The following is a 15,580-nucleotide window of genomic DNA, read 5'->3' on the forward strand; positions in this document are numbered from 1 at the left end:
AATTTTATAGGTAAATTGTAACATCGGCAACCTCTCGCAAACTATTTAGTAAAAATACCTCCACTTTCTTTGTCTTCAATTTCTCTATTAATTCATCGACATAATAGTCTCTTTCTTGCAAACAACCTTCATCAATCAAGGATTGTCGCATACATCCTAATAAAAAATCTTCATTATAATGAGGTGTAAAATAATGATCGTTTTCTTTAAACATGACATTACCAATATTAAATTCTAAAATTTTGCCATTTTCATCAAATATGAGTGCTAAATCAGTGTTTAAATCATAAGATACATGTTCTCTATTTGAGGTTTTATTAATTTTCATTAGATGCGACGTATTGGCATGTTCACGTACTAAAGACGCAGTGAAATGTGATTTAGATGTTAGGGGCGCCACTAAATAATCGAAATTCCCTTCTTCTTGTAACATCACTTTCAAACGATAGCTACCTTCAGAATATTCAGCTTGGATCGATTGAATAAGACGGTCCCAATCTAACTCATTAAAAGCTATATTCAATTTGTTGCTTGATTGACTCATTCTCTGTTTGTGAAAAGTAAGTCGTGCAATATGACCATTCTCTAATTTCATTGTTTCAAATAAGTACATTATAATCTCTCCAGTATCCTTGTCTTATCATAAAATTCTTTGACTTCATCATCTGGATTAGAGTTAATCGTAATCCCAGCACCAACACCATAAATTGCTTGTTGATGTCGATATTCAATCGTACGTATAGGTATATTAAATATCATTTTATCGTTAGGAAGTAATAATCCAATTGTTCCACAATATATGTGTCTTGGGACTTGTTCTAAAGAATGAATTAACTTCATAGTATTTATTTTAGGTGCACCAGTAATAGAACCACACGGAAATATAGCATTTAAGATCATTTCAAGGGTCACATCTGACGATAATTTTCCTGTTACCATACTCGTCATTTGGTGTACCGTATGATACGTTTCGATAAAGAATAATTTATAAACAATAATACTCCCTGTCTTTGCTATTCTAGAAATGTCATTTCTCAATAAATCTACAATCATTACATTTTCAGCTTTATCTTTCTTAGACTGTTGTAGTTGATGGTAGTTTTGTTGATCTTCTTTATTGGTTTCACCTCTCGGCATGGTACCTTTCATAGGTTTACTAACTAACACGTTCTCTTCACCATTAAAGATTCCTTTCTGAAAAAATAATTCAGGAGAAATAGATGCAACTTTGATCTCATCTGTATCTAATAAGGCTGTGTAATTACCATTTGCCTCAGTAGTTAATTGTCGATATAACTGATGAATCGGTAAGTAGATGTCATCAGTCAAACGTGTAGTATAGTTCACTTGATAAGTATCTCCTTCGACAATTGCATGTTGAATGCTTTGTATTTTTTCTTTCATTTGTTGATTTGATTCTATAAATTTAAATTGATGTTTCGGTTGATATGATGCATTATTCAATTTCTTAGATTCATTAATATGATTGGCAACTTTAAAGCTATATGCAATTGCTAAGACACCATCTTCTTCTACATGGCACACGGTCATTTGTGGATTGAAATAACGTGCCGCTTCATATGTTATATATAATGCAACATAATGACCTTGTTGTTGTTGAAATTCTGCAAAGCGTATAACGTGCCCCACTTCTTCCACATGGTTAGCTATCTTCTTTTCAATCAATTGATCTAATTCAATATGATAGGTTTCAAATTGATTATCGTCTAAGTAATAGCGATAGTTAAATTTGATAGTCACTATTTTCACCTACAATGTCGATAAAGTTTTGAATCTGGTTTTGGCCTTGTTCGCTTAAAATAGATTCTGGGTGATACTGTAGTCCGTAAATAGGATAATTATCATGTTGTAATCCCATAATGACACCATCATCTCCTTCAGCTGTAACCTTCAATTCTTTAGGAACACAACTTTCATCTGCCTTCAAAGAATGATAGAGCATAACACTGAAGCTATCTGGTAATCCTTTGAATACACCTTCGCCGTTATGTCTTAATAATGTCGTATGACCATGTATAGGTCTATCTCTATGTATAATTGTTCCTCCAAAATATTGGTAAATCATTTGAAATCCTAAACAGACCCCCAATATAGGTATGTGCTGATAAAAGTCATCCATCACCTTAAATAAAATAGGATAATCACTAGGTCTCCCAGGACCCGGTGATATAACGATAGCTTTGGGCTTCAATTCTTTTAATTCCTCTATATTAATATCCTCTACATCAATGACGTTAACCGTCTCTTGGGTAGCCATTTTAAAATAATTAATTAAATTATAAGTAAATGAATCTTTATTATCTATCACTACTATCATGATTACGCTCCATTACATTAATATTAGTTCTTCTATACGTCTTTAACACTATTATCACAAAAATTTACTTGATTTTACATATGAATTGGTTTATTCTATGTTGCGTACAAAATATATATTTATCAGAGGTTCCTAGCCGAAACCCTCTATAAAAAACTAGACACTGAATTCAATTTCTGATTGCAAATAGACATATCATTTTAATACTTTCTTTAAAATTATATGTGTATTCACAATCTGTCGTCTATCTTTTTTATAGAGATAGGCTTTTTTTATGCCCTAATGTTCGGTTTCAGTGACTAATGATATACAGGAGGAATAATTATGGTGCAACACACTCTAGATCAAAACAAAGCCATTGTCGTCTTTAGCGGAGGTCAAGATAGTACAACATGTTTGTTTTATGCTAAAAAGCATTTTAAAGATGTTACTCTCGTTACCTTTAATTATGGACAAAGACATGATACTGAAATTGAAGTAGCAAAAAAAATTGCTCAAGAGCAAAACGTAGAACACCACATATTAGATATGTCGTTGTTATCGCAACTGACACCTAATGCATTAACACAACATGATTTAAAAATTGAAGATACTGAAGATGGCATACCAAATACATTCGTACCTGCTCGTAATTTACTCTTCTTATCATTCGCTGGTGCATTAGCTTATCAAATTAAAGCTAAACATATTATTACTGGTGTGTGCGAAACTGACTTCTCAGGTTATCCAGACTGTCGTGATAGCTTCATTAAATCCATGAACATAACATTAAACTTGTCTATGGACAGAGACTTCGTGATTCACACGCCATTAATGTGGTTAGATAAAGCACAAACATGGGAACTTGCTGACGATCTTGGGGTATTAAACTATATTCGTGAAAATACGCTAACTTGTTATAACGGTATTATTGGAGATGGGTGTGGTGAATGCCCTGCCTGCCAATTAAGATCACGTGGACTCGAAAAATATCTTGCTAAGAAAGGAGTACAATAAGATGATTCAACAAATTTATCCTAGTGTCAGTCATCCCTATCAATTCGAACTTAATAAAGACTTTAACTTTTCAGCAGCACATTACATTCCGAGTGAAGACGCTGGGAAATGTATGCGTACTCACGGGCACACATATTTCGTAAATATTACCATAGTTGGAGATGAATTAGACCATAACGGTTTTTTAGTGAATTTTAGTGATTTAAAAAAATTGATACATGACCAATTCGATCATTATTTATTAAATGATTTAGTTCAATTCAAAGGTAAAAGTCCTTCTACAGAAATTGTCGCTCAGACTATTTATCAAATGGTGCAATCATACCTTAAAGATCAAAAAAACCATCCAAAATGCGTCCAAGTTTATTTACGTGAAACACCTACTAGCTATGTCGTATATCGTCCTAAAGGTGATTTATAATGGCTAAAATACCTGTATTAGAAGTATTTGGACCAACAATTCAAGGAGAAGGACGTGTCATTGGTAGAAAAACAATGTTTGTTAGAACTGCAGGTTGTGATTATCGCTGTAGTTGGTGTGATTCTGCCTTTACATGGGATGGTAGTGCTAAAGAAGATATTCAATTAATGTCTGCAGAAGAAATCTATAACAAATTGCGTGAAATAGGTGGCAATAATTTTAATCACGTCACAATTTCTGGTGGAAATCCAGCACTTATCAAAGGTATCCAAGATTTAGTAGATTTATTTGAAGAACATCATATTCAAACTGCCCTTGAAACACAAGGTAGTAAATTCCAACCATGGATGACTCAAATCGATGACTTAACAATTAGTCCTAAACCGCCAAGCTCAAATATGAAACCTAATTTGGATATTTTAGATAGTGTTATTGAACAGTGTGTACCTGAATCACTTAATTTAAAAGTCGTCATTTTTGATGAGGATGACTTCGAATTTGCTAAAATGATACATCATCGTTATCCAACAATTCCGTTTTATTTACAAGTGGGTAATCCTTATTTAGATGAAGAGGTCGACAACCATACTGCTAAACTATTACAACGTTATGAACAATTAGTCGAACGTGTTATGACTAGTAGCGATATGAATAATGTATACGTATTGCCTCAATTACACACTTTGTTATGGAGTAATATGAAGGGCGTTTAAACTCATTTAATATAACTTTAACAATTTCGAGTGTTATATAATGATTAAGTTTATGTTAATTGATATAATAATTGAATGAAGTATTACGGATAGGAGTACACCATGATTCTATATATATTAATTAATATTGCCGTAGTATTGCTCATTGTAGGAATAGATTTATATTTGCACCAATTTAAACAACTTCGATTTAGTTCAATACTAATAGCTATTTCATTAAATGCTATTATCGATTTAATTGTAGTCGCAAAATATAATTTCATTTCAATCTATACGATGATTTTATTTATTGTATGGGCATTATTACAACTCTATTTAAATAAAAAAATTAACTCTTTCATGATAAAAGACCAAAAGTTCATTGCAGTGATATTTGTAATTGTCATCAGTTTAGCACAGTTTATAACTGATATATCCAGTGAACAATCTGTCTATATGTCGTTACCATACTTAGCTCCAGCTATTTTCATTATTGGTGCAGTATTATTATTTGTAGGTACATTTAATGTATCGGAGCTTAATCATCTACCTATTTTAAAAACAATCAAGCATCCTATGCTAATTGGTACGATATTAATTATCATCTCATTTATAGCTATGATGATACTCACACCTTTTTGGTATGTATTTACTATCATCTATGTACTATTCATATTATTTATCATATGGCAACGTATATTTAAGTAACATTTATCATATCAATAAATGTTACTTTTTTCGTTGTCGATAAATCAAATTATAAAAAGCTTACAGCTCATGGACTGATCCATAGCCTGTAAGCTTTTTGTTTAATGAACACGTTCTTTATATTCTTCACTATTTTGTGTTGCTTGATATGTTGGTTGATGTCTATGTGCATCAAATCTTCTAATTTGATGATATTGTTGAGACTGATTTTTACTAGATTGTGTCTTGTTTGAGTCATTTGACTCCTGTGATATTTCAGATGTTTGTTCAGGTTCAATATTTGTTGCCTGAACAATATATTTAGGTCGCTTTTTCACTTCATAATAGATTCGACCAATATACTCACCAATAACTCCTATGGACATTAACTGAATACCACCTAAAAGTGTAATCGCAGCTATTGTTGTGAAGTAACCAGGAATGTTTACACCTGAAATCATGATATTAATTAAAAGATACAGAAGATATAGTACACTGAGTGAAAATGTAAACATACCTAGATAAATCATCATTCTTAATGGTTTATTATTAAACGAAATTAAGCCATCAATACCATAATTTAATAATTTGGCAAATGACCATTTCGATTCTCCTGCTTCACGTTCTACATTTTCATAGGTGAATACTTTCGTATTATAACCTATCCATTCAAATAATCCCTTTGAAAATCGGTTATATTCATCCATAGATGTCAGTGCTTGTACTGCACGCTTGCTTATTAATCTAAAGTCACCTACGCCATCTTCAAACTGTACATCTTCCACAAAGGCATTTATCAATTTATAATAAGCACGTGTCATCGATTTTCTAGCGACATTTTCTCCTTTACGATCACGTTTTGCTATCACTTGATCATAACCTTCATTATATCCTTCAACCATTTGCGGAATAAATTCTGGCGGATGTTGTAGATCAGCATCTATCATAACTACAGCGTCACAATGTTCACTATGCTGATAGCCTGCCACCATAGCAGCTTCTTTACCAAAGTTTCTACTAAATGAAATATATTTTACGTGGTGGTCGGCTAATGCTAAATTTTGTAGATGATCAATAGTTGAATCTTTACTGCCATCATCTATGAATAGTAAATCGTATTCATATTGTTTATCGCTACTATCTTGCTTTAATATCTCAGTCAGTTTTTCATATGTCTTTAATACGACTTCTCCTTCATTATAACAAGGAATGATGACTCTTATATTCATTCAATGACATCCTTTTCTAGTAATTGATTTAATATTATTTTATCAATTACTTAATAGTGTATTCTACTTAGAGCCTTTGCATTTACAAAATCTTAATATTCCATTAATGTTTATCGCAATATTTTCGAAAATCATTACTTTTGTAAAATTAAACGACCTCAAAAATAACATAAATGTTTTTTTACTCATACAATGATTTATGATGTGTCGCATTACTTCAACTTATTTATTTTAAATCACCTATCGCGACTTCATCTGGATCTTTACCTTGTCTATCATTTCGGTTCAAACTATCAATTTGTGCTACATCTGTAAGTTCAAGATTGAAATCTAAAATATTATAATTTTCCTGAATTCGACTAGGTGTTTTAGATTTAGGAATAATAATGCGATTATGCGCTAAATGCCAACGTAAAACAATTTGTGCTGGTGTCTTTTGATAGCGTTTCGCTATATCCGTAATAACTGGATCGTCCAATAATCCTCTGTTTCTCATTAATGGCATCCATGCAGTGACTTTAATATCATGATGATCACAATAATCTTGTAATTCTTGTTGATTAAAGTATGGATGTAACTCTATTTGATTAATTTGAGGAACTATTTCTGTTTCTTGCATTAGTTTCTCTAAATGATGTTGTTTAAAGTTACAAACGCCTATGGCTTTGACTTTACCTTCATGATAAAGGGTTTCTAGTGCCTTATAACTTTCTATAAATAAGCCATTTTCTTCACAAGGCCAATGAATTAAAAACAAATCTAAATACTCAAGACCTAAATTTTCTAAAGATTGGTTGAAATATTGAATCGTACTGTCATATCCTTGATAATCATTCCATAATTTAGATGTAATAAATAAATCTTCTCTATCAACGTTTGTTTGCTTTAACGCTTGCCCTAAGGACTGTTCGTTACCATAGAAATATGCCGTATCAAATGCACGATAACCTGCTTCAATAGCGGTATTAATCACTTCATTCATTTCATCATCTGCTATTTTATAAACACCTAAGCCAATCGATGGCATAGGATAACCATTATTTAAATATTGTGTATCATTAATATTCATTTCTACCACTCTCTTTCATATGTCTTAGTTGTTGAAATGCGCAAGCAAAGGTATACCATACTATAATACACGTAAATAAAGACGCTTAAACATTATAGCTTAAGCGTCTTTTCATCAAAGTTAATATTGTTAATCCGTTTGTTCCTCATCTGAATTCACTTCATATGATGGGCGTTCTTGATTAAATTCATAATTTAAAGTAACCCATATAATTTGGTGATTTTCAATTTCTGATATGATCCAACGATCGTAATCTGTATCAACGAAATCATCTTTCTGCAGATTTGTATTTTCAGATTGTAGCCATCCACCGATTGTATCAATATCTTCTGAGTCTTCAAATTCAATACCAAATTGTTCATTTAAGTCGTCTAATAACACACGACCATTAATTTGATATTTGTTGTCTTCTAATTTAACGATATCGTTTACTTCGTCATCGTCAAATTCATCTCGGATTTCACCGACAATTTCTTCTAGAATATCTTCCATTGTTAAAATACCTGCTGTACCACCATATTCATCAATAATCAAACTGATATGAACATGTTCACGTTGCATTCTAACAAGTGCATCACTAATACGTGTTGTCTCTGAAATCATCGGTAATTCATGTATATAGTTACCAATTTTGATTGTTTTACCAGATGCATACTCAGTTAAGAATTCTTTAACATTTATAAATCCTTTAACATGGTCCTTATCACCATCTTCAGTAATAGGATATCGAGTAAATTGGTATTCCTTAATCGTTTCTAATAGTTCATCAACATTAAAAGGCTCGTTCAACGTAATCATTTGAGTTCGGGGAACCATAATATCCTTAGCTTGTCTTTCATCAAAAGAAAAGATATTTTGCATATATGCAAGCTCAGTTTGGTTGATTTCGCCACCATTATAACTATTATTAATAATGATTTTGATTTCTTCTTCTGACATTGCATCCGATTGTGCATCCGGATCTACACCAAACACTCTAAGAATCACGCGTGCTGAACCGTTCATTAACCAAATTAAGGGTTTCATTACATTACCAAAGTAATATAACGGTCTAGCATATAGTAACGCCATCTTCTCAGTATGTTGAATAGCGAATGATTTAGGAGCAAGTTCACCTAATACGACATGTAAATATGTGACTACAATAAACGCAATGACAAATGAAACTGTTGTCGTTAATGCGCTTGGTAAATGCATTAGTTCGAATAAGGGATGTAGTAATTTATCAAATGTCGGTTCACCTAACCAACCTAAACCTAATGAAGTTACTGTTATACCTAGTTGGCATGCAGATAAGTAGTAATCCAGGTTAGCAATCATTTTCTTAACGATTTTAGCGCCACTGTTTCCTTCATCTGCTAATTGTTCGATACGCGTAGATCTTACTTTGACAAGTGCAAATTCAGATCCGACAAATACTGTTGTTAATGCAATTAAAAGAAAAAATACAATTAAACTAATTATGGTCGAAGTATCCAATTAATTCCCTATTTCTAGGGATTCACCTCCATATTATCTGTGTCACACATGGTTAACACGTAATTAAAATTTTCGAATTGGTTTAAATGATATTTACATGCTAAGACCTTCCCATTGCGACACCCCCTAAAAAAATGTAATTGATTTTATTCTATCATAAAAATATTTCATTTGGTTGATTTATGTTTATAGAATTACAACATAACATTTAAAACTAATACCCCTATTTAGTCAAGTTATTCATCAAATCTAAAATGTATGAATATAACCATTCTTAATCGTTTTAAGGACAGAAATCGTATCGTCAACAATCACTAAATCAGCATCTTTCCCAACCTTAATACTACCTTTGGTTTGATCGATACCTAAGGCTTTGGCTTGGTTCCAACTTGTCACTCGCCACAAGTCTTTAATAATAGCACCTGTATAAGTGATTAAGTTACGCAAACCATCATTCATTTTTAAGATACTACCTGCTAATGCACCTGAATCTAATCGTGCTTCTGCATTTTTAACAATAACATTTTGGCCACCTAGATCATATTCACCTTCTGGCATTCCTTTTGCACGCATGGCATCTGTAATGAGATACATATGTTCATTACCTTTATTTTGGTAAGCCATTGCTACAGCCGCTGGGTGTGAATGCACACCATCAACAATAATTTCTGTATTTAGGTTTTGATTTAACCATGCCGCTCCAAAAACACCTGGCTCTCGATGTCCAAAACCTGTTGCTGCATTATATAAGTGCGTAATATGTTTAGCACCATTATCAACAGCTGTATTCGCTTCATCATATGTAGCTACTGTATGTCCCATTGAAAATATGATGTCGTTATTTAAAGCTTTTAATGTGTCAGTTGCACCATCAACTTCAGGTGCAAAAGTAATAATTTTAATCAATTGATTGGCAGTCTGTTGAAATGTCTTAATCTTTTCAATAGATGGTCTTTGAACATATTTAGGATGTTGTGCGCCCACCTTATGTTCTGAAATAAATGGCCCTTCGAGATGAATACCTACAATTTCTGCAGCATCATGCCTATTTTGAATTTGATAATAATCTGCAATATTTTGGAGTGCTCTATGAATGCTATCATCTGATTGTGTCATCGTTGTTGCTAAAAATGACGTTGTTCCTTCAGATAATAGTTGTTCAGATAAATGTTTAAGACCATCCATTGAGGCATCCATCGCATCTTCGCCGTAACCACCGTGGATATGTATATCTATAAATCCTGGAATAACATGATGACCTTGTACATCTACTGTAGGATACGTTTTACTTAAAGTGTTCAATCTATCTTTAGCAGAACCAATTTCAATGATTTTGCCATCTTTAATATGTATAAAACCTTGTTCTATTTTTTGACTTTCTGTATAAATCTGACCGTTTATAAGTAAATATTCCTTCAATATCCATACCTTCTTTTCTAATTCTAATGATTCGATTGTTATTTTACTACAACCTTTCATTTTATTCATATCATACAATTTAAAATTTAGTTTTGTAAAAATATAAATGCCCTTGTCGATTAAACGACAAGGGCTAGAAGTCTATTATTCATCCATTGCTTTAGATGCTTCAATTTCATTTTCTGTTAATTTTGGTTTTAAGAAACCATATATTAAGGCAGAAACTACAGTACCTATAACTAACGCTAATAATGTTTGTAAAATATGACTGAAGTCAGTTGTTGCGATTACAAAGATACCACCGTGTGGCGCATTGATTCTTGAACCTAATGCTAATGCAATCGCACCACCCACACCGGAACCAATCATCATAGATGGAATTACACGAATTGGGTCAGCTGCAGCAAATGGAATCGCACCTTCAGTAATGAATGATGCACCCATAACATAGTTAGGTACAATTGAACCTCTTTGTTCTTTTGTGAATTTCTTTCTGAAGATAAGCATTGCTGTTGCAATTGCTAATGGCGGAATCATTCCTCCAACCATTGCTGCAGTAATTGGTGCTGCATTACCTTCTGTAAGTGCTGCTGTTGCGAAAACGTAAGCAGCTTTGTTAAATGGTCCACCCATATCGATTGCCATCATCGCACCGATAACTAAACCAAGTAACATAATATTAGAACCTGAAAGTCCATTTAATCCATTTAACAATAAGTGATTTAACCATGAAGCTGGTGGATTAAACACATAAATCATTAATAAACCTGTAATTGCTACTGACAATAATGGATAAATCAATGTTGGTTTTAAACCTTCTAATGATTGAGGTAACTTACGTGTAATGTACTTAATACCTTGAGTTAAATAACCTGCTAAGAAACCAGCAATGATACCACCAATGAACCCGGAATCACCTGAAATGGCTAACATACCACCAACTAAACCAGCTGCAAATCCTGGTTTATCTGCAATACTACGAGCAATGAAACCTGCTAATACTGGAATGATTAATGCAAAGGCACTATTTTTACCAATATTCCACAGTTGCTCCGCAAATGCATTGTGTTCAGCACTCTTAGGATCAAATGAGTTTGGTCCTATAATGAAGACAATTGCCATTAAGATACCACCAGCAATAACAAGTGGTAACATATTAGAAACACCATTCATTAAATGTTTATAAAATGCTTTTCCGGGACTTAATTTTTCTTCATTCTCTTCCTTATTACCAGAACGATCACCTCTAGCAACAAATGGTCTACGACTTGTATCTAATGCCGTATTAATTAATTCCTCTGGTCGTTTAATACCGTCAGCTACAGGTACTTCGACAACATTTTTACCCTCAAAACGATCTGTTTCAACATGTACATCTGCTGCTACAATGATCCCTGATGCTTTTTCAATATCATGTTCTGTTAAATGGTTTTTAATACCACTTGAACCATTTGTTTCTACTTTGATTTTGATACCCATTTTTTCAGCTTGTTTTTTCAAAGCATCGCGTGCCATATACGTATGTGCGATACCTGTAGGACATGCTGTGACAGCTAAAACGTATGGTTCATTATCTTCTGCATCCACACCTGTTGAAGCAGCTGTTGCATCCGCTTCATTTTGTTGTGCTTCTGCTTCTTCTTCTTTTGTTGCTTCATCATCAGCTGCATCAATAATTTGTAATACTTCCTCTGGTGAGGATGCATTAATTAATTTTTCACGCACATTTTCATCCATTAAAATACCTGATAATTTTGCTAATGCATCTAAATGCGTTTGAGCGCCACCTTCTGGTGCAGCAATCATAAAGAATAAATGTGCTGGTTGCATATCCAAACTTTGGTAATCTACGCCTGCTTTCGATTTACCAAATGCAATCGCTGGCGATTTAACAGCGCTAACTTTCGCATGTGGAATAGCAATACCTTCACCGATACCTGTTGTACTTTGAGATTCACGATTATGAATTGCTTCTTTAAACGATGGTACATCGCTTAATTTTCCTGCCTTGTCAAGTTGATGCACTAACTCATCGATAACACCATTTTTGTCTGATGAAGATAAATCCATTGCTATCGTTTCTTTTGTTAATAATTCTGTTATTCTCATATTATTCACTCCCCATCAAGTACAGAAATCGTAACTTGTGATTTGATATTTTCTATTGCCTCTTTTGTTGCTAAATCTGCATCGAACGCAGTAGCAGTTCCCGATGCTACTGCTTGTTTAAATGCATCTTGCACAGATAAACCAGTAGCTAACCCTGCTACCATACCTGCTACCGTACTATCGCCTGATCCAACCGTGTTAATCACTTCACCTGTTGGATTCACAGCTTTAATACTTTGTTGATGATCCACATAAATTGCGCCATCTCCACCTAATGACACAATGACTGACTGTGCACCTTTTTCTAAGATTTGTTTAGCATATTTAATAACATCTTCATCATTTTTAACAGATGTATTAAACATCACTTCTAATTCATCTTTATTAGGTTTAATAAATAGTGGCTGATATTCTAACACTGTTTCAACTAAATCTTTTTCAGCATCTACAACTAGTTGAGCACCTGTTTGTCGCGTAATTTTAGCAATCTGCGCATAAGCATCATTCGGAATACTCTTTGGTACACTACCAGCGACGATAACAGTATCATTGTCTGTCGTTTCTTTAATTTGATTTAATAATGATTGAAATTGTGCATCAGTCACATTAGGACCTTGTGCATTCACTTCTGTTTCTTGACCTGTTTTCAACTTAACGTTGATACGCGTATCTTCATCTACTTGCACAAAATCTGTGTGAATATCACTATCTTTTAATGTTTGAGCTATAAAATCGCCTGGGAATCCACCAGCAAATCCTAATGCTGTTGAATCAACCCCCAAAGTCTTTAGTACTCTTGAAACATTTATACCTTTACCACCGGCAAATTTGTTTGTATCTTGAGCACGATTCAACCCATCTATCTTAAAGTCATCTACAAACATGACATAGTCAATGGATGGATTAAAAGTAACTGTATATATCATATTGTCCCTCCTAAAAATTCATATTGTGCCGTAAACGCTTCATTCACATGTTGTAACCCCTGCTTAGATGTAATGATTCGAGTATTATCTTGCACAGGTACTCTAGCAAAGTACACTTGATTAAATTTCGTTTCATCTACAACAACAAAGCTTTCATTAGAAAGGCGCATAGCATTATCTTTAATTAACGCCTCTTGTTCATCTGGTGTAGTTAAACCATACTTTACATCTATACCGTTCATTCCAATAAATGATTTATCAAAACAATATCGTCTTAATGTTTCTAAGGCACTCGAACCTACTGTAGCGAATGTATTTTCTTTAACTTGACCACCTAACATTAAGGTTTTAATCCCTTTTTTAAGTAGCTGTTCAACATGTGTCAAACCATTAGTTACAACAATAATATCTTTTGCATCTATGTAAGGTATCATCTCTAATGTTGTTGACCCAGCATCTAAAAAAACACACTCATTATCTCTAATTTGTCGAGCTGCTCGTTTGGCAATTTCTTTCTTTTCTCGTGAATTTTGCGTCAATTTCTCTGTTAATCTTGGTTCGACCATTCGATTATGGTTAAGTGTCGCACCACCATGAATACGTTGTAATTTACCAGCTAATTGCAGCTTAGATAAATCACGTCGAATGGTAGAGGCACTACAACCGGTTCTATCCATTAATTCCTGGAGTGTCAGAAAATCCTTTTTTATAAGTTCTTGTAAAATTAAATCGTGTCGCTTTTCAGATATCAATATAACCACCCCATCTCAATTACCATTATAATGAGCACGCTTACAAAATTCAATCAAAAATTGTCAAAAACAATCAAAAACGTTCATTTTGTGACAAAAATAACACGAAAATACATCTACTAACTTATAGACTAGTTGTGTTCATGTATTTCCGTGTTTGATTGATTATTATATAACTGCATGTGCATTAGTCATGAATTACCGAAGTCACTTTAGCGTTTGTCATTGCTACCAAATCTTTGACAGCGATAATGATTTGCATACCTCTTTGACCACCACTGATATATATCTGTTCTCTTTGTAGCGCAGACTGGTCAATAACAGTCGGGAATAAATGCTTCATACCAATAGGTGAACATCCACCTCTAATATATCCTGTCACCTGTTTAAGTTGATCTAAGGGCATTAAATTTAATTTTTTCTCTCCTGCTTCGTGAGCAGCCTTTTTCATATCTAACGTTGCATTCACTGGAATGACAAACACGAAGTGATTATGATTGGCATTCTCTAATACAAGTGTTTTATAGACATCTTCAACATCGGCATGCACAAGTGCTGCTATTTGTTCGCCCGTTTGATGTTCTTCAGTTACTTCAAATATGTTAGTTTGATATTCGACTTTTGCTCTATCTAACATACGCATTGCATTTGTTTTTTTGGTTTTACCCATATTCTCACCTCTGGCATTACTTAACTTAATCCCTTATATTTTAACACTTGTTCTTTATATAGTAATTACAAAAAAAGCACATGCCTCCAATTAGTAAGCACGTGCTATCTCATATGTGAATGATTTTCCCCTACTTGCCCGTTGTCATTCACTACTATATTTGATTGTTGTTGATTTTGTTGATTCACATATTGATACTTTGATGATTGATTTTGATAATTAACTTGTTTTAAATCATAATTTTCATTTAAATGATTGCTCGCATAATTTAATGCAATCACTTTACATTCTCTTGGTGTAAAATGATTTTCTGCAGATCTATGATTGTCTTTTTTTAAATATGTAGTCTTTTGTTGATTGTCATTATGATTGTCTTCATTTTTTTCTGATGCATTCGCTGTTTTAAAATCAGTAAATTTAATTGTTTTCTCTAATGCAGATACTTTATTCGCTTTTGAAAATGTACAAATAGTCTGATGTACTTTAGCTAATGCATTTTGGTTAGTAGCTAAAAATATTAGACCTATTAAACATATCGTCAAAATCACTGCAAAGATACTTAATAATAAGTTTTTCAAATTCATCTCCTTACCCACATTTCTCAATCGATTTTTGTCTATCTTAACATAATAATTTTTAATTTTAGATATGTGGGTCACAATTTAAATAGATTGTAATATTTGTAACAGTAATATTACTGAAGTTGTTATTTTTGTTACATAAAAGCATTAAAAAACGAAATAATTATCTTAAATTAATACATTAAACTGTTTTTTTAAGTAAAAAAGTACCA

16 protein-coding genes are annotated in these 15,580 nt (G+C 33.0%); 4 read left to right on the forward strand and 12 right to left on the reverse strand.

What is annotated here, in order from left to right; genetic code table 11:
* Window positions 1-4 precede the first annotated feature (4 nt).
* Genes ssp1_RS09850 through ssp1_RS09860 form a run of 3 tightly spaced genes read right to left on the reverse strand, consistent with a single transcriptional unit; the run spans window position 5 to window position 2,338 of the window.
* Complete coding sequence (locus tag ssp1_RS09850) at window positions 5-613, reverse strand: aminotransferase class IV (protein ID WP_002450957.1); 609 nt, start codon at window positions 611-613, stop codon at window positions 5-7.
* Complete coding sequence (gene pabB / locus ssp1_RS09855) at window positions 613-1,761, reverse strand: aminodeoxychorismate synthase component I (protein WP_075778898.1); 1,149 nt, start codon at window positions 1,759-1,761, stop codon at window positions 613-615. The genes ssp1_RS09850 and pabB overlap by 1 nt, the downstream gene beginning before the upstream one ends.
* Window positions 1,745-2,338, reverse strand: coding sequence for an anthranilate synthase component II (locus ssp1_RS09860; protein ID WP_075778897.1), 594 nt, complete (start codon window positions 2,336-2,338; stop codon window positions 1,745-1,747). Before ssp1_RS09860 ends, pabB begins: the two co-directional genes overlap by 17 nt.
* Before the next feature lie 324 nt (window positions 2,339-2,662).
* On the opposite strand from ssp1_RS09860, the gene queC reads away from it, so the two are divergent.
* From queC to ssp1_RS09880, 4 genes are all read left to right on the forward strand, one after another.
* A complete protein-coding gene (gene queC / locus ssp1_RS09865; protein ID WP_075778896.1) occupies window positions 2,663-3,334 on the forward strand; it encodes a 7-cyano-7-deazaguanine synthase QueC in 672 nt (223 codons plus the stop codon).
* Between the two features lies 1 nt (window position 3,335).
* Window positions 3,336-3,755, forward strand: coding sequence for a 6-carboxytetrahydropterin synthase QueD (gene queD, locus ssp1_RS09870; RefSeq protein WP_075778895.1), 420 nt, complete (start codon window positions 3,336-3,338; stop codon window positions 3,753-3,755).
* Window positions 3,755-4,468, forward strand: coding sequence for a 7-carboxy-7-deazaguanine synthase QueE (gene queE / locus ssp1_RS09875; protein ID WP_107536052.1), 714 nt, complete (start codon window positions 3,755-3,757; stop codon window positions 4,466-4,468). Before queD ends, queE begins: the two co-directional genes overlap by 1 nt.
* A 102-nt stretch (window positions 4,469-4,570) precedes the next feature.
* On the forward strand, window positions 4,571-5,155 hold the full coding sequence (locus ssp1_RS09880) for a hypothetical protein (RefSeq protein ID WP_075778893.1): 585 nt from the start codon (window positions 4,571-4,573) through the stop codon (window positions 5,153-5,155).
* A 101-nt stretch (window positions 5,156-5,256) separates the two neighbouring features.
* On the opposite strand, the gene ssp1_RS09885 is transcribed toward ssp1_RS09880, so the two are convergent.
* The 9 genes from ssp1_RS09885 to ssp1_RS09925 all read right to left on the reverse strand — a co-directional run bounded on the left by ssp1_RS09885 (window position 5,257) and on the right by ssp1_RS09925 (window position 15,371).
* Complete coding sequence (locus tag ssp1_RS09885; protein ID WP_075778892.1) at window positions 5,257-6,363, reverse strand: glycosyltransferase family 2 protein; 1,107 nt, start codon at window positions 6,361-6,363, stop codon at window positions 5,257-5,259.
* Window positions 6,364-6,589: 226 nt separating this feature from the next.
* Complete coding sequence (locus ssp1_RS09890) at window positions 6,590-7,432, reverse strand: aldo/keto reductase (protein ID WP_075778891.1); 843 nt, start codon at window positions 7,430-7,432, stop codon at window positions 6,590-6,592.
* 129 nt (window positions 7,433-7,561) lie between these two features.
* Window positions 7,562-8,911, reverse strand: a complete 1,350-nt coding sequence (locus ssp1_RS09895) for a hemolysin family protein (RefSeq protein ID WP_075778890.1) — start codon at window positions 8,909-8,911, stop codon at window positions 7,562-7,564.
* 249 nt (window positions 8,912-9,160) lie between these two features.
* Window positions 9,161-10,330 (reverse strand): N-acetylglucosamine-6-phosphate deacetylase, encoded by a 1,170-nt coding sequence (gene nagA, locus ssp1_RS09900; RefSeq protein ID WP_075778943.1) that lies wholly within the window; start codon window positions 10,328-10,330, stop codon window positions 9,161-9,163.
* Window positions 10,331-10,474: 144 nt separating this feature from the next.
* Entirely contained in the window at window positions 10,475-12,439 is a 1,965-nt protein-coding gene (locus ssp1_RS09905) for a PTS fructose transporter subunit IIABC (protein ID WP_075778889.1), read from the reverse strand.
* Between the two features lie 5 nt (window positions 12,440-12,444).
* On the reverse strand, window positions 12,445-13,365 hold the full coding sequence (gene pfkB, locus ssp1_RS09910) for a 1-phosphofructokinase (RefSeq protein ID WP_075778888.1): 921 nt from the start codon (window positions 13,363-13,365) through the stop codon (window positions 12,445-12,447).
* On the reverse strand, window positions 13,362-14,117 hold the full coding sequence (locus tag ssp1_RS09915) for a DeoR/GlpR family DNA-binding transcription regulator (protein WP_037551989.1): 756 nt from the start codon (window positions 14,115-14,117) through the stop codon (window positions 13,362-13,364). Before ssp1_RS09915 ends, pfkB begins: the two co-directional genes overlap by 4 nt.
* 187 nt (window positions 14,118-14,304) lie before the next feature.
* The gene (gene ybaK / locus ssp1_RS09920; RefSeq protein WP_075778887.1) at window positions 14,305-14,787 is read right to left on the reverse strand and encodes a Cys-tRNA(Pro) deacylase; all 483 of its coding nucleotides are present in this window, start codon (window positions 14,785-14,787) and stop codon (window positions 14,305-14,307) included.
* A 104-nt stretch (window positions 14,788-14,891) separates the two neighbouring features.
* Window positions 14,892-15,371: a hypothetical protein gene (locus ssp1_RS09925; protein WP_075778886.1), complete on the reverse strand. Its 480-nt coding sequence runs from the start codon at window positions 15,369-15,371 to the stop codon at window positions 14,892-14,894.
* Window positions 15,372-15,580: the final 209 nt, after the last annotated feature.

This window comes from Staphylococcus sp. M0911 (assembly GCF_003491325.1).
GTDB lineage: Bacteria > Bacillota > Bacilli > Staphylococcales > Staphylococcaceae > Staphylococcus > Staphylococcus warneri_A.